We start from the raw sequence: 23455 nt of genomic DNA, 5'->3' as shown, positions 1-23455 counted from the left end.
ATGGACAGTTCTGCAGGGATCCTCGCTGTGCCAGCCATCGCAGTGGTGTTGCTGGCATTTGCAGTTCTCATCATTATCATGCTCGTCCGAGCAGTTCAGATCGTGCCGCAGTCACGCGCACTCGTCATTGAACGCCTCGGTAAATTCCATTCCGTCATGTTCGCCGGCCTCCACGTCGTCATTCCCTTTATTGACCGCATCGCAAGCCGTGTCGACCTGCGTGAACAAGTGACGAGCTTCCCACCTCAGCCAGTGATTACTGCTGACAACGTGGTGGTTTCCATTGACTCGGTCGTGTACTACCAAGTGAACGACCCCATGCACGCCACCTACGAGATTGCCAACTACATACAGGCAATTGAACAGCTCACCATTACCACATTGCGTAACGTGATCGGCTCCCTTGACTTGGAGGCGACACTGACCTCGCGCGATCAAATTAATGCGCAGCTGCGTGGCGTCCTGGACGAAGCCACAGGCCGATGGGGTATTCGTGTGAACCGCGTCGAACTCAAAGCTATTGACCCACCGCCGTCCATCCAGCACGCTATGGAGCAGCAATTGCGTGCTGAACGCGATAAGCGCGCAGCAATCCTCACCGCTGAAGGTGTGCGTCAATCGCAGATCCTTCAGGCTGAAGGTGAAAAGCAATCGGCAATTCTGCGAGCTGAAGGCCAAGCCCAAGCAGCCGTAACGCGCGCAAGTGGTGATGCTCAAGCGATTCAAACAGTCTTTGATGCCATCCACGCAGGTAACCCCACGCCGGAGTTGCTGTCCTACCAATACCTGCAGATGCTGCCACAAATTGCCCGCGGTGAAGCATCGAAGGTCTGGGTTGTCCCCACCGAATTGACTGCTGCACTGGATGCAGTCGCCAAAGGCTTCAACCCGAAGAATTAAACCTGTAGTGCACCGGCCTTGTCGAAAGGCCGGTGCACTCACACTGTCTGAAATAGCGATGGAGCGAGTATGGACCGTCAACAAGAGCGAGTACTGCGAGAGGTAGCTGACAAGGGGATACGTTTTATCCGCCTATGGTTTACCGATGTTGCCGGTCAACTCAAGTCCGTTGCTATGGATCCGGGGGAACTGGAGGACGCCTTCGGTGAAGGGATCGGTTTTGACGGTTCCGCCATCGAGGGGCTCACGCGCGTCCACGAATCGGATATGCTGCTACGCCCCGATGCCTCCACCTTCCAAATCCTCCCCTCACGCGGCGGCCATGAACCTGTTGGCCGAATGTTCTGCGATGTCCATACACCGGATGGATCGCCGTCTTTGTCGGACCCACGCGCCACATTGGAACGGACACTAGAAAAAGCCCGTGATATGGGCTTCACAGCGATGGTGCACCCAGAGATTGAATTCTATCTTCTGTCAAAACCAGTCAATCCGACCCGCCTGGTCCCCATTGATGACGGACGCTACTTTGATCACGTCGCGCGAGGCACCGACAATGATTTCCGCCGAAAACTCGTGCGTGCCTTAGAAGACACCGGTATCTCGGTGGAATTTAGCCACCATGAAGATGGGCCCGGCCAAAACGAAATTGATCTGCGTGCGGTTGATGCCCTTGCAGCGGCAGATAATATTATGACCGCTCGGGTCATTATTGAAGAGGTGGCTCTCGAAGAAGACATGGTCGCCACATTCATGCCTAAGCCTTTCATTGACCACCAAGGTTCAGGGATGCACACGCATATTTCCCTCTTTGAAGGTGACCACAATGCCTTCTACGATCCGGCTGGTCAACACCAACTCTCCGCCACTGGCCGACACTTTATTGCCGGATTACTGGCCCACGCCTCGTCTATCGCGGCTGTGACCAATCAGCACGTCAACTCCTACAAGCGTTTGTGGGCAGGTAGGGGAGAAGCCCCATCATTTGTGTGCTGGGGTCACAATAATTCCACGGTGTTGGTGCGTGTCCCCTTGTATAAGCCAAATAAACGCAATGCGTCACGGATTGAGTACCGGGCACTTGACCCAGCGGCGAATCCCTACCTGGCATTGTCGTTGTTGTTAGCTGCAGGATTAGATGGTATCGAGCGGCGGCTCGAGTTGATGCCCGAAGCAGAAGACAATGTGTGGGCACTGTCAGACCGTGAACGACATGTGCTTGGAATTGAACCACTACCACACTCCCTTCACGACGCGGTGCGCGTCATGCGCAGTTCTGAACTGGTTGCAGCTACCCTCGGTGAAGAGATGTTCGCCCACGTCCTACGGGACAAGGAACGCGAATGGCGTGCCTACCGTGAACAAATCACCGCACAGGAAATCGCACAATTCATCCGGATGTACTGATGTCGGTGTCAAAGAAGGACCTTCGGGCATGGGGCTTTGCTGCACCGGAGGAAGCCCTGGCCTCCTTCGACACCCTCCCGGGTGGCAGCGCAGCGTGGGCACAGCTGTGCGGACGTAGCGCCGACAGCGAACTGGCGCTGCTCCAATTATGCCGACTTGCCGAGGCTGCCCCTGATCTTGTCGCCTCACTGTCCACACAGGCGATGCGGCGCCGCCACCGCCTCGTCAAGGTCCTGGGTGCCTCCCGCTGGTGGGGCGATTACCTCATTGCGAAACCAGCGCGCTGTACGCACGTGTGGACCGAACCGGCGCCTGCACGGGATGTGCTGTTATCGGCTGTTGGTATCACTGCTGCAACAACAATGCCCGTGGCGGCACCGGGATATACCAGTGATGATGTTCGACGGGCCTACAGGAAGGTATTAATCGACATTGTTGCTGATGACCTCACTGCTGACGACCCGTGCGCGATACTGCCCGATATCACCAGACGCCTATCAGATCTTGCTGACAGCGCCCTTGAGGCAGCATTGGCATTGGCTAGGCGTGATATTGACCCTGAAGGGCATGTGCGTCTGGCAATTATTGCCATGGGTAAAACCGGTGCACGCGAATTGAATTACATCTCGGATGTGGATGTGATGTACGTCGCGGCGAGCAATGGGGAAAAGGACGAACAACACGTCCTTGAGGTCGCGACGAGGCTGGCAGCCCTGACCGCCCAAACCTGTTCAGGTGCAGGTCAAGAGCCACCTTTGTGGACCGTTGATCCCAATCTGCGTCCCGAAGGCCGTAATGGTGCACTTGTGCGCACTCTGGATTCCTACCGACAGTACTGGGATAAATGGGCACAAACCTGGGAATTCCAAGCCTTGCTGAAAGCGCGCCCCTGTGCAGGTGACAGGGAGCTTGGACAAGAGTTTCAACGCATTGCGGCACCTTATGTGTGGAGCGCTGCGGGGCGGCCCGGTTTCGTTGACGATACGCGAGCAATGCGACTGCGGGTTGAGCAAAATATTGCGCAACGTGACCAACAGCGTGAACTCAAATTGGGGCGCGGCGGCTTGCGCGACGTGGAGTTCAGTGTGCAGCTCCTCCAACTGGTACACGGCCGCACCGACGAGTCATTACGTGTCCCAGACACGATAAGTGCCATCGGGCGTCTGAGTGATGGCGGCTATATCGCGCGTTCTGACGCTGCGGAACTCGGTAACTACTACCGCTTTTTGCGTGCAGTGGAACATCGCGCACAGCTACCTCGGATGCGTCGCACCCACCTGCTGCCAACAAGTGAGGCTGATCTGCGTGCTATGGCACGTAGCCTCAATATGGTCAGCGCTCAGGCAATAACAGACGAGTTGAACGGTGTGCGACAGCGCGTTCGGCGTCTGCATGAAGATATTTTCTACCGTCCTATCGTTGCTGCCATTGCACGTATGTCGCCTGACGAGGCGGTACTGGACCGAGGTGCAGCGAAGGACCGTTTGGCGGCGATTGGCTACGTCGACACCGAAGGAGCCTTGGCTCATATCACGGCCTTAACGAAGGGGACGACGCGGCGCGCAACCATACAGCGTCATCTGCTGCCGGTTTTTATTTCGTGGCTGGCTGACGGGGCTGACCCGGATTTGGGTTTGTTGAATTTCCGTTCCCTGTCGGAAACGATTGGCGATTCTCACTGGTACCTTGCGTTGCTCCGTGACTCCGGGGTAGCTGCGTGGCGCCTATGCCAACTGTTGCCCAATGCGCGATGGATCGCCCAAGCTCTGCACAATATGCCTGAAGCCGTTGAGATGCTTGACGATGATGAGCTGCTTGCGCCGCGCGATATTGACAAGCTTCGCGGAGAAATGCATGCGTTGGTCAGTCGCCACGTCGATGCGCAATCCGCTGCCGCCCGCATACGGGCGGTACGAACGCGAGAGATGACGCGCAGCGCACTCGCTGATGCGCTGGAGGGGATCGATCCGCTGAGGTATTCGATTGCCGAGGCCACCGACGTGGCGTTAGAAGCTGCACTTGCCATTGCTCAACGTGAAGAAAAGGTGGCCAACGGCCGACTGAGCGCGCATGTGGCACTCGTGGCCATGGGGCGCTATGGGGGTAAGGAAAGTTCTTACGCATCCGATGCGGATATACTCGCGGTGCATCGTGTTGCGGAAGGTGCCACGGACGAGGAAGCCACTGCCTGTGCCACGCGAATACTTGGCACAATACGCACGCTCTTAGGTGCATCCGGTGTTGGCCTGCCGGTGGCGGTTGACGTGGATCTGCGGCCCGAAGGCCGTTCTGGTGTGATGAGTCGGTCGGTTGATTCCTACCGTGAGTATTACGACCGGTGGGCCAGCGCGTGGGAACGTCAGGCACTGCTGCGTGCGCGACCTGTGGCCGGAGAATCTGACATTCTAGATGCCTTCTTTGACGTGGTGAATGTCCAGCGTTACCAGCGTCAGTGCTCAGAGGCAGACCTGAAAGATATACGTCTTTTGAAAGCCCGTATGGAGGCTGAGCGTTTACCACGTGGCATTGATCCGAAACGGCACGTCAAACTTGGCCCAGGTGGCCTGAGCGACGTGGAGTGGGTGGTCCAACTCCTGCAGATGCGATATGCGCATGTGTACGAATCATTGCGCCTCACTTCGACGCCTCAGGCACTTAAAGCCATGATGACCCTGTCGCTGATTGACATCACGCAGTACGAGATCCTGCGTGATGCGTGGTATTTGGCTACTCGTATCCGTGCGGGTAATGTTCTTGCAAGTGGCCGAAGCAGCGGTGTGAAACTTGATGTGTTGCCCAGCGAGGTGCGGGATTTAGTGCCCTTAGCCCGCATTCTTGGTATGGAGGCAGGCGCAGAAAAAGACATTGAACAGCGGTGGTTACGTGCCTCACGGCGCTGCCGTGACGTGATGGATGACCTTTTTTGGACGTCGTAGGTGAAGGCATAGAAGACGATGAAACTTGTACTTATTCGGCATGGTCGGACGTCCGCAAATGTTTCAGGGGCCTTGGATACCCATTGGCCAGGCTTACCCCTCGATGCTGAAGGCTGCCGCCAAGCAGACGACCTTGCGGTGCGCTGGACCCGCGAGGTCGCTGCGGCACCGGATTTTCTTCTCGTGTCGCCGCTGCGCAGGACGCGGATGACAGCTGAGCCGCTTGTTCGACGTTTAGATATCCCATGGCGTATTGCTTGTGGCATTCGGGAAATCAGAGCAGGGGACACCGAGATGTGCCCTGGCGTTGTTCATGGCCGCATGTACCACGGTACAGTTGCGCGGTGGATCCAAGGTGACTGGGGATACCGCATGCCTGGTGGGGAAAATGGCTACGAGGTACTCACGCGCGTCATCGCAGAGCTTCACAGCGGTATCGACGAGGCGACCCGTCGCAGCCCTACTGCTGCGAGGGGCCACGTCAATGATGATGCGGTATTGGCAGTAGTGATGCATGGGGCTCTCATTCGTTTCCTCACTGCGTCACTGTGCCAGGGCGATGTCGCCACTCACGTCCAGTCGCATTTCATGGATAATACGGGCACCACGGTGATTGAACTGGGTGCGGACCTCGTTCGTGCCTGCCGTGAGACGCAAGATCCACATCCGGTTGCAGTATCGCCGCTGATAAGCGCTTGCAACCTTGTGACGTGGAATGACTCGGCTCGATAAGTATTAATGCTGTTCGATACGCGTTAATGTTGCGGGAAATGAACGATAACTAAAGTAGTCGCGGAAATACTGCTCATGGGCGGCGCAGGAAAACCACGTTTTCGTGCGTGGCTGTGCCAATTGCGGATTGGACCAGTCAATACGCCACACTGCGCGTTCATTACAGTCCCGGGCAGTGCAAAAACCGTCGCTGCTTTCGCGAGCAAGTGCCATGGCAGTGCCTCCTTCGCCCGTCAGTGTATCGGTGCGGCAGGTGGACAGCGCTGCCACGGACAAAATGGGACAAGGCTCACTATGCTGGGACTATGACAGTGCGAAATATTATCCTGCTTCGTCATGCGCAGGCCGCTCAAGGCCTTGGTGTGCGAGACCATGACCGTCCACTCACGCCGGTTGGTCTTGCGCAGGCGCATGCCATTGCGGTGACAATCGAGCAAGCGGTTGGCGCTATTGATATCGCCGTCGCCTCAGATGCTCGTCGCACACGCCAGACACTTGCAGAGGTCACCAAGTATCTCAGTATCGACGACCAGTGGCACGATTCGGGGCTGTATACGGCAGATCCAGACGACATCCTTCACTTGGCTCGTAGCTTCAACGATGACATTGAAACGGTCCTCATTGTCGGGCACGAACCGACGATGTCGGGGACGGCGTATTTACTTGGTGGCTATGACGGTTACGTGAAGGTGGCCACCGGTGTACTGCTTCAATCTGAAGGTCGTTGGTGCGATATTGCTCCTCGCGGATGTGATGCCACCTACTTGGGACGGGCCGAAATACCTGAGCCCGCCGCAGGATCAGCCGTCACCTCGTCCCAGACTTGGACGCACACTGTGAAGCGATGGCTGGCAGGACGCTAAAATAGGTAGGTAATCACTTCACCTATTGACCTCCGCAAGAGGGAGCACTGATGTCGGGACACTCTAAGTGGGCCACCACCAAGCATAAGAAGGCAGCGATTGATGCCAAGCGCGGCAAACTCTTTGCCCGCCTCATCAAAAATATCGAAGTTGCGGCACGTACCGGCGGTGGCGATCCTGCTGGCAATCCGACCCTATTCGACGCTATCCAAAAAGCGAAGAAAAATTCGGTTCCGTCAGACAATATTGACCGCGCTGTGAAACGTGGCTCTGGTGAAGACGCAGGTGGTGCAAATTACGAAACCATCATGTACGAAGGTTACGGTCCCAATGGGGTCGCCTTCTTGGTTGAGTGTTTGACCGATAACCGTAACCGCGCTGCCGCTGATGTGCGCGTAGGTTTTACGCGGTCGGGTGGCTCTCTTGCCGACCCAGGTTCGGTTGCCTACCTCTTTAGTCGTCGCGGCATTATTGAAGTGCCAGCCGCAGATGGCGTCAACGAAGATAGCCTGATGGAAGCAGTACTAGATGCTGGTGCTGAAGAAGTCGTCGATACCGGTGACGGTTTTGTTATTGAAACCGAGCCCGCTGATCTTGTCGCTGTACGTACAGCCTTACAAGAAGCGGGGATAGACTATAACTCCGCTGAAACGCAATTCGTTGCCTCCACTGAGGTTGAACTCGACGTGGAAGGCGTCACCAAGGTATACAAACTGATCGACGCTCTTGAAGACTCTGACGACGTCCAGAATGTGTACCACAATATGACCATGTCGGACGAAGTCCGCGCACATTTTGAGGAAGACGAGGACTGATTATGTCCGAAATTAACACTCCGGGTAAAGAAATCGGCACCCCTCGCGTCAAACGCGGCATGGCCCAGATGCTCAAAGGCGGCGTCATCATGGACGTTGTCACCCCCGAACAGGCGAAGATCGCCGAAGATGCCGGTGCAGTGGCTGTCATGGCACTGGAGCGTGTGCCCGCCGACATCCGCGCACAGGGCGGTGTGGCCCGCATGTCCGACCCGGACCTGATCGACGGCATCATCGAAGCCGTGTCCATCCCGGTCATGGCTAAGGCCCGCATTGGCCACTTTGTCGAAGCACAGGTCCTTCAATCCCTCGGCGTGGACTACATCGACGAGTCAGAGGTCCTCACCCCGGCAGACTACGAGCACCACATCGACAAGTGGGCCTTCACCGTTCCTTTCGTTTGTGGCGCCACCAACCTCGGTGAAGCCTTGCGACGTATCAACGAGGGTGCGGCCATGATCCGCTCCAAGGGCGAGGCTGGCACAGGTGACGTCTCCAATGCCACGACCCACATGCGTAAGATTCGCGACGAGATCCGCCGCTTGACATCCCTGCCTGAGGACGAACTGTACGTTGCCGCCAAGGAACTGCAGGCTCCCTACGAGCTGGTGGTAGAGGTCGCCCGTGAAGGTCGTCTTCCGGTCGTACTCTTCACCGCTGGTGGTATCGCCACTCCGGCTGATGCCGCGATGATGATGCAGCTGGGCGCAGAGGGTGTCTTTGTTGGTTCAGGCATCTTCAAGTCCGGCAACCCTGCTGAGCGCGCCGCAGCCATCGTCAAGGCGACCACTTTCTACGACGACCCCGCCGTCATCGCCGAGGTTTCACGAGGCTTGGGTGAGGCAATGGTCGGCATCAATGTTGATGACGTCCCGGTGAGCCACCGCCTCGCGGAGCGCGGATGGTGACGATCGGCGTTCTCGCCCTCCAAGGCGATGTTGCTGAGCATATGCGGGCGCTGGAGGAATCCGGCGCCCGTGCCATCTCGGTGCGCCGTCACAGTGAGCTGGCGCAGGTGGATGCCTTGGTCATTCCTGGGGGCGAGTCGACAACCATGTCGAAACTTCTCCTCACCTTTGACCTTTTTGATCCCATTGCGCGGCGTATCGAAGGTGGCATGCCCATTTGGGGCACCTGCGCGGGCATGATCATGCTGGCCAGCAGCATACTCGACGGTCGCCAGGACCAGCGTTCTTTCGGCGCCCTCGACATGGTGGTACGCCGCAACGCCTTTGGACGCCAGGTGGACTCTTACGAGGAGGACCTGCAGGTCCGGGGTATTGACGAGGATGAGGCGCGACCTTTTCGCGCCCTGTTCATACGTGCCCCGTGGGTGGAATCTGTTGGTCCGCAGGTCGATATTTTGGCGCGGGCAGGCAATAGCGCCGACGGGCCAATTGTTGCTGTTCGCAGTGGGTGTGCGATGGCCACCTCTTTCCATCCTGAGGTGGGGGGCGACTACCGCCTGCATGCGTATTTCGTGGACCTCGTCCGACGGAATAGCACATGCGGGTAATGGGCATTGACCCGGGTCTGACACGTTGTGGCTTGGGTATCGTGGATGTGGACCACACGCGGCGTGCCACGCTGGTCCATGTTGAAGTAGCGCGCAGCGACAAAGACCTTGCTACTCATTTTCGCCTTCGTACGGTGGCCGATGCTATTGACCGCCTGATTCGACAGTATGAACCGGATGTAGTGGCTATTGAGCGTGTATTTGCTCAGGACAATTTGCAGTCCGTCACGACAACGATGCAGGTCATGGGTGCGGCAATGACTTGTGTGGGCCGAGCGGGTCTGCCCATGGCAGTCCACACACCGTCTGAGGTGAAATCGGCTGTCACAGGCAATGGCACTGCAGATAAACAGCAGGTGCAGCATATGGTAGCTCGTATATTGGGTTTGGCCTCCCCACCAAAACCCGCCGACGCGGCTGATGCACTCGCCATCGCAATATGTCACGCATGGCGCGGTACGGGCTTGCTAGGTGCGGGGGATGATTCGCATATTTCAGTGTCGATATCGGGCCGTGTCAATACGCGTGGTGCGGTGACGCCTGCGCAGCAAGTGTGGGCGCAAGCCGCGGCTGCGCAACGGCGAACAGGCGCAGTCGACCCGCGTTTGCGTCGAAGGTAGTATCGTACATATGTTCGGCTGTTCCTGTTGTTGAAAGGCATTCCATGATTGCTCAACTTCACGGCACCCTTGCTGCGGTGACTTTGGACGAAGTCATTGTCCTCGTTGGCGGTATTGGTTGGCGTGTCCTTGTTGCACCTTCCTATGCACAACAGGCACATGTGGGTGACGAGGTCTGTCTCCATACTTCGATGGTGGTACGCGAAGATTCGATGACCCTATACGGTTTTGCCGAGGTAGATGAACGCGTTGTCTTTGAAAAACTTCAAACTGTGAGCGGCATTGGTCCGCGCATCGCCTTGGCTGCACTGACTGTACTGAGCCCCGACGATCTGCGTCGCGCGGTTGCCCATTCAGATCTGGCGACCTTGCAACGCATTCCAGGGGTAGGAAAGAAATCTGCACAGCGCATGGCATTGGATATTGGTGACAAACTGGGAGTGCCAGCACACCTTGATGCCGTGTCGGCACCGACGCAGGCAGCCTCAGGTAGCGTCGAGGTTGAGGTCAAGGCAGCCCTTATTCAGTTGGGATGGAGCGAAGCGGTGGTCACACAGACACTTGATGCGCTCGGAGGCGAAGGCCTTGGGTCGGCTGACCTCCTGCGCGCTGCCTTACTTAAGCTTGGAGGTCAACGTGGACGCGTCTGAAGAAGTGATGCGTATCGTTGCACCTGACGCTGGTGAGTTGGAACGTGCCGCCGAAGCTGCGTTGCGTCCCAAACGGTTATCTGAATTCGTTGGACAGGCGAAAGTGCGTGACCAGCTTCAGTTAGTTTTGGATGCGGCACGAGGCCGTGGCGTGCCTTCTGATCATGTCCTTCTCGCTGGTCCGCCTGGTCTTGGTAAAACCACGTTGGCCATGATTATTGCAGCCGAAATGGGTTCGTCATTGCGTTTGACGTCTGGTCCTGCCATACAACATGCGGGTGATCTGGCGGCTATCTTGTCTGGCCTCCAAGAAGGTGACGTCCTGTTCATAGACGAAATCCACCGCCTGGCGCGTACAGCAGAAGAAATGCTGTACCTCGCGATGGAAGACTTCAGGGTTGACATTATTGTTGGTAAGGGACCTGGTGCGACATCTATACCCTTGACGCTGCCGCCTTTTACAGTGGTGGGTGCGACGACCCGTTCAGGACTGTTGCCTGCACCGCTACGTGACCGTTTTGGTTTCACTGCGCACCTGGAGTTTTACGACACGGCTGAACTTGAGTCGGTAGTGCGTCGTTCCGCCCATCTGCTCCATGCGGATATTGGAGAGGCGGCGGCACATGAGATTGCGTCACGGTCGCGCGGCACCCCGCGTATTGCGAACCGCCTGCTACGACGCGTTGTTGACTATGCGCAGGTACGAGGTGATGGCAGCCTCACGCTAGAAGCGGCCAAAGGCGCGTTGACGCTGTTTGAGGTGGATGCCAAAGGGTTAGATCGTCTGGACCGCGCAGTTTTGGAGGCGATCTGTATGCGGTTTGGGGGAGGGCCTGTTGGCCTTACCACCTTGGCAGTCACTGTGGGTGAGGAAGCTGAGACGGTCGAAACGGTGGCAGAACCGTATTTAGTGCGAGAAGGATTCTTGGTGCGCACCACCCGTGGGCGTGCCGCTACGCGTGCGGCTTGGACCCATTTGGGTTTGACGCCTCCTGCGGAGGCGACACTATTTAATTGAGGCCACGTGGATGTGATCCCAAGCGACGCCAATATAGGCCTGTGCAGGTGACACTGTCCGATTGGCGCAGCATCTGACCGCCCTCTCGATTGCCCGTGTATCGTGTCTCAAGCGAGATAATGGGCACGAAATGCCATTAATACCGCATGTCGGTAATGAAGAACGTTAGACTTCAAGGCGTGCGCCTTCGCGCACGATGACGCAATGAAAGGGTCTTTCCGTGGATCAGTTCCTCCAACAGTACGGTTTTATCCTCATGATGGGTGGCTTGCTCGTCGTGATGATGATCTTCTCCAGCCGTCAACGTAAGAAGATGATGGCGGCACAGGCTGAACGTGAACGTCAGCTACAAGAGGAGCTCAAACCAGGCGTGTGGGTGAAAACCGCCTTCGGGTTCTGGGGCCGCTTCGTTGACATGGATGGCGATGTTGTTGTCCTAGAAACGGCTGACGGCACAGAAACCTACTGGGATCGCCAGGTGATTCGGGAAGTTGGAAACCCTCCATTTGCTGAACCTGAAATCGCATCTGCGGTAGTTGAAGACGAGGATGGCGCAGAAAAAATCCTCGGCCTCGATGCTGATACTGACGAACACAAAAACTAAAGACCCGTCCTAGCGGACGTACGAAAGCAGAACGACCCGTGGCTACACAAAAACGTCGACCACTCCGTTCGCTCATGACATTGGTCCTCCTCACCGCACTGGGTGTAGGGGGCCTTGTCGTGGGGAACGTGACCGGCAAGGGTGCAACCTACGTACCCTCGCTCGCCTTGGATCTCCAGGGTGGAACTCAGTTGATCCTCACCCCTGTGTCTACAGAGGCCGAATCACGCACGGTAACCGAAGATGACATCGCTCAGGCGATTAATATCATCCGTTCCCGCGTGGACGCTTCAGGTGTTGCTGAAGCAGAAATCACTTCGCTTGGTACAGACAATATCGTGGTAGCGATACCCGGTACACCGTCTCAGGAAACCTTGGATCTGATCCGATCGTCTTCGCAGATGAATTTCCGGCCGGTCCTTCAAATTGGGCCAAGCCTGATGACGACCCAGGTGAATGCCTCGACAGAGGCAATAACAGGCACGGACACCGCAACAACCTCCGATGCGGCAGCCCAGAGCAGCACAACCACGGACAGTGCCACCACATCGTCAGCTGAAACGTCCGCTACCGCAGATACCGCAACGACCGAGGCGACGACAAACACGGATGCTGATGCGACAACAACCGACAGCGGTACGGAAACGGCAACGACTGACACCAGTGCTGAAGCCGCAACGGATACTGCGACGCCGCAAACGACAACGGTCCCAGCGCTCAGCGACGAACAAGCTCGCGCAGCGGCAGACACCAACGGTGACGGTCAGCTTTCCAGCGAACCAGCAACAACACCAGCGAATAACTCTGATCTTGCCTGGATCACCGAGCAGGTCCTGTACGACTACCTCACCCTCAACTGCACAGCAGGTGCTCCTCGTACCGAAAGGGCGAGCGATGCCCCCTACGCGGCGTGCGATGTGTCCGGGCAGGTCAAATACATCCTTGGCCCGGTGGACGTTTCCGGTGCACTACTGGACTCCGCCTCGGCAGGTATGCTGACAAATTCCGCTGGCCAACCGACAGGCGAATGGGGCGTTGACCTTCAGTTCGACTCCGAAGGTACGACCCTATTTGCTGAAGCTTCGACACGGTTGTATGGCTACTACAGCACAGACGCTGAAGGGGCATCCTATTTTGGTTACCCTGACCGCAACCATTTCGCGGCAGTCCTTGACGGCTCAGTAATTACTGCGCCACGTATGAATCAAGTGATCGCTAACGGTATGGCGCAGATCAGTGGCAATTTCACCGCAGCATCAGCATCTGCATTGGCGAATCAGTTGAATTTCGGTTCGTTGCCGTTGAACTTCGAAGTCCAATCAGAACAGCAGATTTCGGCAACACTCGGCTCAGAGCACCTCGAAAAAGGTATCTGGGCGGGCCTTATTGGTTTGCTCCTTGTTGTGCTCTACATGATCTGGCAGTATCGTGGCCTGTCCATTATTTCGGCAGGTTCCCTGCTGGTGGCAGGTGGCCTCACCTACCTTGTCATTACATTACTGTCGTGGGTGATGGGCTATCGTCTCTCCCTTGCCGGTATCGCCGGCTTGATCGTCGCTGTTGGTGTGACAGCGGACTCTTTCATTGTCTACTTTGAACGTATCCGCGACGAGGTTCGCGACGGGCGTCCACTTGATGTTGCCGTTGGCGAAGGATGGGATCGCGCAAAACGGACCATCCTTATCTCCGACGCAGTCAACCTGGTTGCCGCCGGCGTCCTATATGCCCTCGCCGTAGGTGGCGTTCAAGGTTTCGCCTTCACCCTAGGCGTCACCACGGTGGTTGACCTTGTCGTGATCTTCCTCTTCACCCACCCGATGATGGAGCTGCTGATTCGCACACGCTTCTTCGGTGGCGGACATAAATTCTCTGGCCTTGACCCAGAGAATCTGGGCGCCCAATCCGCAGTGGTCTATGCAGGACGAGGCCAGTTCCGTGATCGTCGCAAGAGCACACCAGCATCCGCCAATTCTGATACGCGCTCCTTGGCACAGCGCCGACGTGCCGCACAAGAAGTGGCGAGCGACCAGGCCGACACAGAAACGAAGGAGCAGAACGCATGATGTCCTTCTCCCAATGGGGTAATGCACTGTACTCCGGTGAAAAATCCTATGCCGTCGTTCCCAAACGTAAGATACTGCTGAGTGCCACTGGTGTCGTCGTGCTTCTTGCATTGATCCTCACTCTTATTTTGGGTGTCAACCGGTCAATTGAATTCACGGGCGGCTCCCAATTCACCCTTGTGGGGGTGAGCAACACCAGCCAGCAACTTGCCTACGATGCGTTGACATCTAGTGGACTTGGCTCCAATGCCCGCGTCTCCAACGTTGGTGCCGATGGCATCCGTGTCCAAACGGATTCACTGACCTCGGAACAGACCGCCACTGTTCGTGATGCCTTGGCACAGGCATATGGTGTCAGTGCCACCGACGTACAATCCAGTTCGATTGGCCCCTCGTGGGGTAAAGATGTCACCAACAAAGCCATCCAGTCGCTGTTGATCTTCCTTGGCCTTGTGGGTCTTTTAATGGCGGCGTACTTCCGTTCGTGGAGCATGTCGGTGGCGGCCCTCGTTGCCTTGCTGCACGACGTCATCATCACCATCGGCTTCTTTGCTGTGGTCCGCGTTGAAGTATCACCAGCAACCGTCATTGGTTTCCTCACGATCTTGGGATACTCACTGTATGACACGGTGGTGGTTTTCGATAAAGTGCGTGAACTCACGAAAGATATTCACGACCAACGGCGATACACCTATGCCGAACTCGTCAACCTCGCAGTTAACCAAACACTGGTCCGGTCCATCAACACCTCCGTTGTCGCTTTGCTGCCAGTGGGTGCCATCCTCATCATTGGTTCCCTGCTGCTCGGTGCGGGCACGCTGACCGATATTTCGTTGGCGCTCTTTGTTGGCATGATCGCTGGTACCTACTCGTCAATATTTATCGCCTCCCCGCTGTTGGTTGCCATTGAGGAGCGTCGTGGTCGCACCCGCGAACATGACGAGGCGGTGGCAGCTGAGCGAGCACGTCGGGCACGCAAAGCAGCGAGCAGCACCACTGAAGAAACACGTTCTGGCGTCGTCACCGCTGCACCAGGTATGCCTGGCCAGCATCTTGGACGCCAAGCACAGCCTAAGAGGAAGAAAAACAAACGATGACGCTCGAACTTGGTAGCCGAATCGGCGACCTCCTCACCGACAATTTGCGCGAAATACCGGATTTTCCTGAACCTGGTGTCCTCTTTCGGGACATCACTCCGCTTCTTGCGAACGGCCCGGCCTTTGCCGAACTCATCGACCGCCTCGCCGATCATTATCGTGGCTCAATCGATGCTGTTGCCGGTCTGGAATCGCGTGGCTTTATTTTGGCGGCGCCGCTAGCTAAGGCACTGGGTATTGGGATGCTGACGATCCGCAAGGCAGGTAAATTACCTGGCCCGGTCATTGGCGTGAACTACGACCTTGAATACGGGTCGGCGCGCATGGAGCTGCGGCCTGATTCGGTGCGTAATGGTGACCGTGTCCTTATCCTTGACGACGTACTGGCCACCGGTGGTACCGCAGCTGCATCGGCGCATCTGATTCGTCAGGCGGGCGGAGAAGTTGCTGGTATTGCTGTGCTTCTTGAACTTGAGGGCCTGGGTGGCCGCGAGCGTCTCGCTGGCGAAAACGTCGAATCTGCTCTCCTCGTTTAAGACCCACGTGATAACGAGCCACCATAACGGCTCCTTTGGCCCTATCATGGGGCAATGACCGATCAACGCACCAGTAGCACCGCACCCGTGAACCGACCACCAGCGGCCGGTTCACGGGTGCGTTCTGGTTTAGTGTGGTTCGGTACACGATCAAGGACAACACCACCGGAAATTGAGCCGCTTGTTCGGGCGCTGCGTGCGAATCATCCGAAAGCCGATGTGGCGCTTATTGAACGCGCCTACGCTACTGCTGAGCTGTGTCACCGTGGTCAGACACGTAAATCTGGGGAACCGTATATCACCCATCCGGTGGCTGTGGCCACCATCCTGGCGGAAATGGGCATGACGACGCCGACCTTGGTCGCGGCCTTGCTGCACGATACTGTCGAAGATACTGACTACAGCCTCGAAAAACTCGCCGCAGATTTTGGTGAGCCGATCGCGCAACTTGTTGACGGCGTGACCAAACTCGACAAAGTACGCTACGGAACTGCCGCACAGTCTGAAACCCTGCGCAAGATGATCCTGGCGATGAGCCGCGACATTCGTGTTCTGCTGATCAAACTTGGTGATCGCCTGCATAATGCTCGAACCTGGCGGTTCGTACCGGCTGCCTCGGCGCAGAAAAAAGCCCAGGAAACACTGGAAATATACGCTCCACTGGCGCATCGCCTCGGCATGAATATGATCAAATGGGAACTGGAGGAGCTGTCCTTTAAAACGCTCTACCCTGAAATCTATGCCGAAATTGACCGTTTGGTCCACGAGCGTGCACCGGAACGTGAAACCTATCTACATGATGTCGTCACCCAAATCGAAGAGGATTTGCGGCGTTCAGGTACCAAAGGCACTGTCAGTGGTCGACCCAAGAACCACTATTCGATCTACCAGAAGATGATTGTGCGCGGCAAAGCCTTTGATGAAATCTTTGATCTGGTGGCTGTGCGTGTCCTAGTGGAGTCCGTCAAAGACTGTTACGCCGTCCTGGGGGCCCTTCATGGGCATTGGAATCCAATCCCGGGGCGCTTTAAAGACTATATTGCGATGCCAAAATTTAACCTCTACCAGTCGCTTCACACCACAGTGGTGGGGCCAGGAGGTAAGCCTGTCGAGGTGCAGATACGCACCTACGAAATGCATGAGCGTGCCGAACATGGCGTGGCCGCGCACTGGAAATACAAGCAAAACCCCAACGCCACCAGTGGTGACGGCGACAGGATGAGCGCCGCCGAACAGATGAACTGGATGCGTGCGCTGGTTGAAATGGAGCGGGAGACGGGTGATCCTGAAGAGTTTCTCGACGCGCTCCGCTACGAAATTGCAGGCGACGAGGTCTATGTATTTACGCCGAAAGGCGAAGTCATCGTCCTTCCTGCAGGTGCGACGCCGGTGGATTTTGCCTACGCAGTACATACCGAGGTGGGACATCACACGGTAGGCGCGAAGGTCAATGGGCGTTTAGTTGCCCTTGATACCCGCCTGGAATCCGGGGAAACAGTCGAAGTGGTGACCTCACGATCCGATAAAGCGGGGCCGTCACGGGATTGGCTGGCTTTTGTTGCTTCGCCGCGGGCCCGCTCGAAAATTAAAGCGTGGTTCTCTAAAGAACGGCGCGAAGAGGCGGTGGAATTAGGGAAAGAACATTTAGCGCGCGCAATGCGCAAACAGAACCTACCCTTGCAGCGTCTGATGAACCACGAGTCTTTGCTGTCGGTAGCCAATACGCTGGGATACTCAGATGTCAGCACACTGTATGCGGCAGTGGGGGAGAATCACACGTCGGCAGAAAATGTTGTCAATAAGCTTGTTGACAACCTTGGTGGCGGCGATGGTACCGAAGAAACGCTTTCCGAGGCCGTGGTTCCACACGTTGCGCGTGCCCGTTTGGCGGCGTCCCCCACTGCGGGCGTGACCGTCAAAGGGATGAGTTCTAACGAGATATGGGTGCGTTTAGCGAAATGCTGTACGCCGGTGCCAGGTGATGAGATTGTCGGATTCATTACCCGAGGGCAAGGCGTGTCGGTTCATTGCGCGAATTGTGCCAACGCTATCGAATTAGGACAGTTGCAGCCTGAACGTTTCATTGATGTGCAATGGGATTCGCAGCGGCAAGGTGCACAATATCTTGTCCAAATTGAAACCAAGGCGTTGGATCGTTCCGGATTGCTTTCAGACCTGACGAAGGTGATGTCAGACCACCGTGTCAATATCTTATCCTCGTCAACGGCTACGTCCTCTGACCAGGTAGCAACGGCACGTTTTTCCTTTGAATTAGCCGATATGGGGCACCTGAATGCTGTGTTATCAGCCTTGCGTCGAGTCGATGGTGTCTTTGAAGCGAAACGGCTAATGGGCGCGACCAGACGTAGTGGGCACGTCTCGAAACGATGACAATTTGAATCAAAAGTGTCCATGGACTTCTTTACTTGCGCTTTTGACCCTAAGATGTCACATGTGCCACAGAAACAGGCACAACGCGTATCGCTGATACGCATCGCGCCCGGGCCAGCTGGCCCAACACAGATCGAAGGAACATCGTGACCGATTCGACAACACAGCCAACAGGCGACACTGTTGCAGCAGACACCATCCCCGCCGTGACATCCGCATCAACCCCGCAGGCGCAACCGCCTGCGGTCGTTGAAACATCGGAATACGGACGTATCGACGAAGCGGGTAATGTTTTCGTCATGGACGGCGATTCCGAACGCCAAATTGGTGCCTACCCGGATGAGGTCCCTGAAAACCCCTTAGGTTTGTACCTGCGTCGTTTCGAGTCTCTTGAAGCTACCGTCAAGCTTTTTGAAGATCGCTTGCACGCATTGGCGCCCAAAGAAATTGATCAAACGCTTGCTACGCTGCGTGAAGCAGTGGAACTTCCCGCAGCCATAGGTGACCTCCCAGGTCTGCGTGCCCGCCTCGAGGCGGTGGCTGAGCGTGCCGAAGTGCGCAAAGAAGAGGCCCGCGAGGAACGCCGTGCAGCAAAAGAGGCTGCCTTGGCTGAACGTACCGCGGTAGTGGAAAAAGCCGAAGCTATCACCGCTCAGGATCCTGAGCGGATTCATTGGAAACAATCAGGCCAAACACTGCGTGACCTCCTTGAAGAGTGGAAGACGCTGCAACGTCGCGGCCCACGCCTCGACAAGCAGGTCGAAGACGGTCTGTGGAAGCGTTTTGCTGCAGCGCGCACACAATTTGACCGTAACCGACGCCAATATTTCGCTGCCCTCGACCAAGCGCAGTCAGAAGCCAAACGCGTCAAAGAGCAAATTATTGCCGAGGCAGAGGCCCTGCAAAGCTCCACTGACTGGTCCGCTACCACCACTGCGTACCGTCAGTTAATGGACCGTTGGAAGGCAGCGCCTCGTGCGTCCCGCAAAGAAGACGACGCCTTGTGGACACGCTTCCGTGCTGCACAACAGGTGTTCTTCGAGGCTCGCCGAGCCAAAGACCAGGCCACGGATGCTGAATATCAGGAAAATCTGGTCGCTAAATTGGCTGTTCTTGAGGAAGCAGAGGCGCTACTGCCGATTGGTGACCTTGAGGCCACGAAAGCCGCATTGCGTGGGATACAGGAACGATGGGATGCGATTGGTCGTGTTCCCTCGGCGGAACACCCACGTGTCGAGCAGCGCTTGCGCGCCGTTGAAGATGCTGTGCGTTCTGCGGAAGAAAAAGAGTGGCGTCGTACCAACCCTGAGACGCGTGCGCGCGCAGAGGGGATGCTAGGACAACTCGAAGACCAGATCGAGCGCCTTGAAGCAGACCTTGGTCGCGCCGAAGCCGCAGGTAACGCTAAGAAAGCCAAAGAGCTTTCTGATGCCCTCGTCACGAAGAAAGCATGGTTGGAGCAGATTCGCTCCTCCATGGGCTGAGCAGTGCGACTCCACGTCATACCATCGCCTTACTATGGCGCCAACGCCATGGTTATCGTGGCGCCGTCCGCATCTGATGCTCGCCGTGCCCTCATTGTTGACCCTTCTACGGGTGTACTTGACGCACTTCGCGCCATCCTTGACGCTGAGGGCGCAACAGTTGATGGCGTGCTCCTCACACATGGTCACCCCGATCACGTGTGGGACAGCGCTGAGGTGGCACGGTGGGCAGATAACGGTGCTGCGCCCGTGTGGATACCAGGACCGGATCGTTATCGTATGGACGACCCCTTGGCCTCCATTGCGGGCCTACCTGCGGGCATTGAACTGAGCCCGTGGGAACGGCCACAGTCACTGCGCGATATGCCGGCGGGATCGGTAGAGCTCATCGGTGGTCTGTGGATGAAGATGGTTCCTGCCCCTGGACATACCGAAGGTTCGGCACTCTTCATTGCCCACACTGAGCTTGAAGTATGCCACGACGGTGCACCACTCATCACGTCCACCATGCCTGTCCCATGGGCATTATCGGGAGATGTCATCTTTGCTGGGTCGGTGGGGCGCACCGACTTAATCGGCGGCGATGAAACCCAGATGCGCCATTCGCTTCGTACCGTGGCCAATGCCTTAGATCCAGCCACCATACTGTTCCCTGGACATGGCCCTACCACGACCTTGGGTGATGAACTGAAAACGAATCCTTACCTGCTGCGGGCCTGCCGCCTCGGCTAGCGTCCCCGCCGCACGACTGACTGCCCTCTCACATGCTGCCTGGCACGGTGAGGGGGCAGCCGCCTTTATGATAGAGCTATGGCACGTACTTCATTATCTGGTTTTCCTGAATGGCTCCCCGAAGGTCGCATAGTCGAACAGTTTGTTCTTGACCATTTACGTCAGGTCTTCGAGTTGCATGGCTATACCAGTATTGAAACCCGTGCGGTGGAGACCTTAGAGCAGCTTGAAGCAAAAGGTGAAACCTCCAAAGAGGTCTATGTCCTTGACCGTCTTCAAGCAGTGAAAGCTGCTGAACAGGGTGAGCGTACCCCGTCAAAAGAACGCAAAATGGGGTTGCATTTTGACCTGACGGTCCCATTTGCCCGCTATGTCGTTGAGAACGCCAATGAATTAGATTTTCCGTTTAAACGCTATCAAATTCAGAAGGTGTGGCGCGGCGAACGACCTCAAGAGGGACGTTTCCGTGAATTCACTCAGGCCGATATTGACGTCGTTGGTATGGGAGAACTGCCCTTCCATTTCGAAGTGGAGGCACCACTGGTGATGGCACGCGCCTTATCGTCCCTGCCCCTGCCACCAGTGAAAGTCATGGTGAATAACCGCAAGGTCGTTCAGGGCGTGTGCGAAGCGGTCGGGGTGAGCGATATCGACGCCGCTTTGCGCGGGATTGACAAACTCGACAAGGTGGGCGTCGATGGTGTGCGTGAAGAGCTCGCGCAGGCGGGTATCAGCCTCACCCAGGCCGATACCTTACTTGCGATGGCGCAGATTCAGGGCGCCGATTCTGCTGAGATTCGTTCTGGTATTGCTGCCCTTGGCCTGCACAGTGATCTACTCGATGAAGGTGTGGCGCAGTTGTGTGCATTGCTGGATCAGGCACAAGCGAGCCTGCCGGGTGTGATCGTCGCTGATTTGAAGATCGCCCGCGGACTGGATTACTACACCGGCAGCGTGTATGAAACGGTGATCGTTGGGCATGAGGAGCTTGGTTCAATCTGCTCTGGTGGCCGTTACGATTCCCTCGCTAAAGATGGGAAACGCACTTACCCGGGTGTAGGAATGTCGATTGGGGTGTCACGCCTCGTGTCGCGGATGCTGTCGGTTCCGATGGTGCGTGCCAGCCGAAAGGTACCGACTGCGGTGCTGGTGGCTGTTGTTGACGAGGCGCAGCGTGCGAAATCGCTTGAGGTGGCCACCATTTTGCGTGGTCGAGGGATCAGCACCGATGTCGCACCAAGTGCGGCAAAATTTGGCAAACAAATTAAATATGCCGACAAACGCGGTATCCCATATGTGTGGTTCCCTGGTGTGGATGGGCAGCCGGATACAGTGAAGGATATTCGCAGCGGGGAACAAGGCGAAGCTTGTGCCACAACGTGGCAAATCTGCGCTGAAGATGCGCGGCCGCTCATTATTGCGGTGGATTAATGCTCTTCTGCGTGCGATATCACTCACTGAGAAGGTCGTCAACCTTGGAGAGACTGCGCCTGCTGGTTGCGTAAGGGCAATTATCTGTTAGGCTTCACTGGAAGTGGGATCCGCGACTGCTTGTGAGGACGGGCTGGCAGTCCACTGTTGGCCTACCCCAGGAACGATCCCATGTCATATGCCGCTACCGCATTTCGTCGTCTGATAAGCGTCGCCGGTTATCCCTTCCCGCTATTGTCCTTTCTTGGCCGCTTACCGGCAGCGATGATCCAACTGGGGCTACTCCTGGTGGCTGCCTCAGATTTTGGTTTGACCGTCGCGGGTGCGACCGTGGCGATTGTCGGTATCGGCACCGCAATAGGGGCGCCAATTGTTGGACGCTCGATTGATCGATGGGGTCCGGCACCTGTTGTTGCCGCTGCCCTAGCGGTCCAAATACTTGCCCTGGGCATTATCCTCTGGGCTGTCGGCCACCACAGCATCAACGCACTTTTTATCGGAGGCTTCGTCGTTGGCTGTGCAAATCCACAGATTGGGTCAGTTGCGCGGGCAATCTGGTCTCATGCTGTCCGCAAGGAAAAGGATGCGAATGAGCGTGTGAAGGCTGTCCGTCTTGCAATGGGTTTTGAAACGGCAGCCGACGAAATATCCTTTGTTGTTGGTCCCATTGCGGCAGGCACTTTAGTGACGCTATACGGTCCTCATGATGCTGTGATGGCGCTGATGATAGTGACAGCACTGGGGGAGGGCGTTTTTCTGGCGTGGCTGCTGTCGCACCGCACGGGAGGGAGCCATACACAGTCGCGCGTTGTTGGACCTTCGCAGCGTCTGGTCTGGTCCCTACTGGGACCCATATTTGCCCAGATTTTCAGTGTGGGTATGGTTTTTGGCTCTATTCAAACGACGCTTACCGCATATCACCTGGCACAAGGGACGCCCGAGTTGACGGGCGTGATATATGGTGCGATGGGAGTAACATCAGCTTTGGCAGGTTTGCTGAGCCCAGCTATTGGGCGTAGCGCAAGCGCCAAAACGTTGGTTGCGGGCCTACTGGTGGTAGTTGGGGCTGGTGTGATGATGACGGTGCCGTCAACGGTACTTTGCCTGGTCATTGTGTTGCTGATTGGCTGTGGTGCCGGTACTACTTTGGTGACCTCCTATGCCCTCGTTGAGCGGCTTGCACCCGCAGCGCGCGTGACGACGGCGATGACGATTGGCGCGACCTTCCTTGTTACGGGTGTGTCTACCGGCAGTGCCACTGCGGGTTATCTTGGTGACCAGAACCTTGTTTTGTCTGTTGTCCCTGCTTTACTGGCAGGTGGTGCGATGGTTGGTATCAGTGTTGGGCAGCGTCTCAGGTCTGTCAGTGCGTAGGTGGAGGAGTTCGTTGCGTCACGCGTTTCGCCCTGCCTGAATTCGACGTGGGGAGTTTTGTTGCGCCTGCGAATAATGCAGAGATGCTGTGGCATATCAGTGTGCCAATGTGAGAGATGGTGCACGTGTGTGGATCGTTGTTGGCACCTCGGTGAGGCAATTCACCGCGCAATAATGCGGAAAACACGTTCTGTGCCGCTACAGTGGTAGGGCGATGAGGCGCTGCCCTCTGTAATGGTGTCCGGAGTAATCCGGTGTTGTTGTGGATGATGAAGAGGCCGCGCCA

21 protein-coding genes are annotated in these 23455 nt (G+C 56.6%); 20 read left to right on the top strand and 1 reads right to left on the bottom strand.

The annotated features are described in order from the left end of the window. The 4 genes from G438_RS0109445 (at nt 1) to G438_RS11675 (ending at nt 5975) form a co-directional block, all read left to right on the top strand. Nucleotides 1–900: an SPFH domain-containing protein gene (locus G438_RS0109445; RefSeq protein WP_034285774.1), complete on the top strand. Its 900-nt coding sequence runs from the start codon at nt 1–3 to the stop codon at nt 898–900. 69 nt (nt 901–969) lie between these two features. Next, on the top strand, nt 970–2307 hold the full coding sequence (locus G438_RS0109440) for a glutamine synthetase family protein (RefSeq protein ID WP_026461103.1): 1338 nt from the start codon (nt 970–972) through the stop codon (nt 2305–2307). Next, the gene (locus tag G438_RS0109435; protein ID WP_240471053.1) at nt 2307–5243 is read left to right on the top strand and encodes a bifunctional [glutamine synthetase] adenylyltransferase/[glutamine synthetase]-adenylyl-L-tyrosine phosphorylase; all 2937 of its coding nucleotides are present in this window, start codon (nt 2307–2309) and stop codon (nt 5241–5243) included. The genes G438_RS0109440 and G438_RS0109435 overlap by 1 nt, the downstream gene beginning before the upstream one ends. An 18-nt stretch (nt 5244–5261) precedes the next feature. Next, entirely contained in the window at nt 5262–5975 is a 714-nt protein-coding gene (locus tag G438_RS11675; RefSeq protein ID WP_051259467.1) for a histidine phosphatase family protein, read from the top strand. A gap of 3 nt (nt 5976–5978) precedes the next feature. Here G438_RS11675 and G438_RS0109425 read toward each other — a convergent pair whose 3' ends face one another. Continuing rightward, nucleotides 5979–6188 carry a hypothetical protein gene (locus tag G438_RS0109425; protein WP_026461101.1) on the bottom strand — a complete coding sequence of 70 codons (210 nt, stop codon included), beginning with the start codon at nt 6186–6188 and terminating at the stop codon, nt 5979–5981. 92 nt (nt 6189–6280) lie between these two features. Between G438_RS0109425 and G438_RS11670 the strand changes: the two genes are divergently transcribed. The 16 genes from G438_RS11670 (at nt 6281) to G438_RS0109345 (ending at nt 23169) form a co-directional block, all read left to right on the top strand. Continuing rightward, nucleotides 6281–6838, top strand: a complete 558-nt coding sequence (locus G438_RS11670; protein ID WP_051259466.1) for a SixA phosphatase family protein — start codon at nt 6281–6283, stop codon at nt 6836–6838. A 50-nt stretch (nt 6839–6888) separates the two neighbouring features. Beyond that, nucleotides 6889–7653 carry a YebC/PmpR family DNA-binding transcriptional regulator gene (locus G438_RS0109415; RefSeq protein WP_026461100.1) on the top strand — a complete coding sequence of 255 codons (765 nt, stop codon included), beginning with the start codon at nt 6889–6891 and terminating at the stop codon, nt 7651–7653. A gap of 2 nt (nt 7654–7655) precedes the next feature. Then, nucleotides 7656–8561 carry a pyridoxal 5'-phosphate synthase lyase subunit PdxS gene (gene pdxS, locus G438_RS0109410; protein ID WP_026461099.1) on the top strand — a complete coding sequence of 302 codons (906 nt, stop codon included), beginning with the start codon at nt 7656–7658 and terminating at the stop codon, nt 8559–8561. Beyond that, complete coding sequence (gene pdxT / locus G438_RS0109405; RefSeq protein ID WP_026461098.1) at nt 8555–9169, top strand: pyridoxal 5'-phosphate synthase glutaminase subunit PdxT; 615 nt, start codon at nt 8555–8557, stop codon at nt 9167–9169. Before pdxS ends, pdxT begins: the two co-directional genes overlap by 7 nt. Then, the gene (gene ruvC, locus G438_RS0109400; protein ID WP_026461097.1) at nt 9160–9789 is read left to right on the top strand and encodes a crossover junction endodeoxyribonuclease RuvC; all 630 of its coding nucleotides are present in this window, start codon (nt 9160–9162) and stop codon (nt 9787–9789) included. Before pdxT ends, ruvC begins: the two co-directional genes overlap by 10 nt. A 44-nt stretch (nt 9790–9833) precedes the next feature. Continuing rightward, nucleotides 9834–10439, top strand: a complete 606-nt coding sequence (gene ruvA, locus G438_RS0109395; RefSeq protein ID WP_026461096.1) for a Holliday junction branch migration protein RuvA — start codon at nt 9834–9836, stop codon at nt 10437–10439. Between the two features lie 7 nt (nt 10440–10446). Continuing rightward, entirely contained in the window at nt 10447–11457 is a 1011-nt protein-coding gene (ruvB, locus tag G438_RS0109390; RefSeq protein WP_051259499.1) for a Holliday junction branch migration DNA helicase RuvB, read from the top strand. 220 nt (nt 11458–11677) lie between these two features. Beyond that, nucleotides 11678–12061, top strand: coding sequence for a preprotein translocase subunit YajC (locus G438_RS0109385; protein ID WP_026461094.1), 384 nt, complete (start codon nt 11678–11680; stop codon nt 12059–12061). Between the two features lie 38 nt (nt 12062–12099). Beyond that, the gene (gene secD, locus G438_RS11665) at nt 12100–14124 is read left to right on the top strand and encodes a protein translocase subunit SecD (protein ID WP_034285773.1); all 2025 of its coding nucleotides are present in this window, start codon (nt 12100–12102) and stop codon (nt 14122–14124) included. Continuing rightward, nucleotides 14121–15221: a protein translocase subunit SecF gene (gene secF / locus G438_RS0109375; protein WP_026461093.1), complete on the top strand. Its 1101-nt coding sequence runs from the start codon at nt 14121–14123 to the stop codon at nt 15219–15221. Before secD ends, secF begins: the two co-directional genes overlap by 4 nt. Then, on the top strand, nt 15218–15757 hold the full coding sequence (locus tag G438_RS0109370) for an adenine phosphoribosyltransferase (protein WP_026461092.1): 540 nt from the start codon (nt 15218–15220) through the stop codon (nt 15755–15757). The genes secF and G438_RS0109370 overlap by 4 nt, the downstream gene beginning before the upstream one ends. Before the next feature lie 54 nt (nt 15758–15811). After that, complete coding sequence (locus tag G438_RS0109365) at nt 15812–18148, top strand: RelA/SpoT family protein (protein WP_026461091.1); 2337 nt, start codon at nt 15812–15814, stop codon at nt 18146–18148. 146 nt (nt 18149–18294) lie between these two features. Next, nucleotides 18295–19632, top strand: coding sequence for a DUF349 domain-containing protein (locus G438_RS0109360; protein WP_034285772.1), 1338 nt, complete (start codon nt 18295–18297; stop codon nt 19630–19632). Nucleotides 19633–19635: 3 nt separating this feature from the next. Further along, a complete protein-coding gene (locus tag G438_RS0109355; RefSeq protein WP_026461089.1) occupies nt 19636–20364 on the top strand; it encodes an MBL fold metallo-hydrolase in 729 nt (242 codons plus the stop codon). Between the two features lie 78 nt (nt 20365–20442). Next, the gene (hisS, locus tag G438_RS0109350) at nt 20443–21795 is read left to right on the top strand and encodes a histidine--tRNA ligase (RefSeq protein WP_026461088.1); all 1353 of its coding nucleotides are present in this window, start codon (nt 20443–20445) and stop codon (nt 21793–21795) included. Nucleotides 21796–21966: 171 nt separating this feature from the next. Beyond that, complete coding sequence (locus tag G438_RS0109345) at nt 21967–23169, top strand: MFS transporter (protein WP_034285770.1); 1203 nt, start codon at nt 21967–21969, stop codon at nt 23167–23169. Nucleotides 23170–23455 lie beyond the last annotated feature (286 nt).

It is taken from the genome of Schaalia suimastitidis DSM 15538 (genome assembly GCF_000429105.1).
GTDB classification, from domain to species: Bacteria; Actinomycetota; Actinomycetes; order Actinomycetales; family Actinomycetaceae; genus Pauljensenia; species Pauljensenia suimastitidis.
The sequence above is the reverse complement of the archived record's forward strand: the minus strand, read 5'-3'. Positions and strand labels throughout refer to the sequence as shown.

Bases quoted from the DNA above. Each gene is read 5' to 3' on its own strand.
- pdxT (WP_026461098.1), top strand. From the start codon at position 8,555: ATGGTGACGATCGGCGTTCTCGCCCTCCAAGGCGATGTTGCTGAGCAT.
- G438_RS11670 (WP_051259466.1), top strand. From the start codon at position 6,281: ATGACAGTGCGAAATATTATCCTGCTTCGTCATGCGCAGGCCGCTCAA.
- G438_RS0109370 (WP_026461092.1), top strand. From the start codon at position 15,218: ATGACGCTCGAACTTGGTAGCCGAATCGGCGACCTCCTCACCGACAAT.
- G438_RS0109345 (WP_034285770.1), top strand. From the start codon at position 21,967: ATGTCATATGCCGCTACCGCATTTCGTCGTCTGATAAGCGTCGCCGGT.
- G438_RS0109425 (WP_026461101.1), bottom strand. From the start codon at position 6,188: ATGGCACTTGCTCGCGAAAGCAGCGACGGTTTTTGCACTGCCCGGGAC.
- secF (WP_026461093.1), top strand. From the start codon at position 14,121: ATGATGTCCTTCTCCCAATGGGGTAATGCACTGTACTCCGGTGAAAAA.
- ruvC (WP_026461097.1), top strand. From the start codon at position 9,160: ATGCGGGTAATGGGCATTGACCCGGGTCTGACACGTTGTGGCTTGGGT.
- G438_RS0109440 (WP_026461103.1), top strand. From the start codon at position 970: ATGGACCGTCAACAAGAGCGAGTACTGCGAGAGGTAGCTGACAAGGGG.
- G438_RS0109435 (WP_240471053.1), top strand. From the start codon at position 2,307: ATGTCGGTGTCAAAGAAGGACCTTCGGGCATGGGGCTTTGCTGCACCG.
- pdxS (WP_026461099.1), top strand. From the start codon at position 7,656: ATGTCCGAAATTAACACTCCGGGTAAAGAAATCGGCACCCCTCGCGTC.
- G438_RS11675 (WP_051259467.1), top strand. From the start codon at position 5,262: ATGAAACTTGTACTTATTCGGCATGGTCGGACGTCCGCAAATGTTTCA.
- ruvB (WP_051259499.1), top strand. From the start codon at position 10,447: ATGCGTATCGTTGCACCTGACGCTGGTGAGTTGGAACGTGCCGCCGAA.
- G438_RS0109445 (WP_034285774.1), top strand. From the start codon at position 1: ATGGACAGTTCTGCAGGGATCCTCGCTGTGCCAGCCATCGCAGTGGTG.
- G438_RS0109415 (WP_026461100.1), top strand. From the start codon at position 6,889: ATGTCGGGACACTCTAAGTGGGCCACCACCAAGCATAAGAAGGCAGCG.
- hisS (WP_026461088.1), top strand. From the start codon at position 20,443: ATGGCACGTACTTCATTATCTGGTTTTCCTGAATGGCTCCCCGAAGGT.
- G438_RS0109365 (WP_026461091.1), top strand. From the start codon at position 15,812: ATGACCGATCAACGCACCAGTAGCACCGCACCCGTGAACCGACCACCA.
- ruvA (WP_026461096.1), top strand. From the start codon at position 9,834: ATGATTGCTCAACTTCACGGCACCCTTGCTGCGGTGACTTTGGACGAA.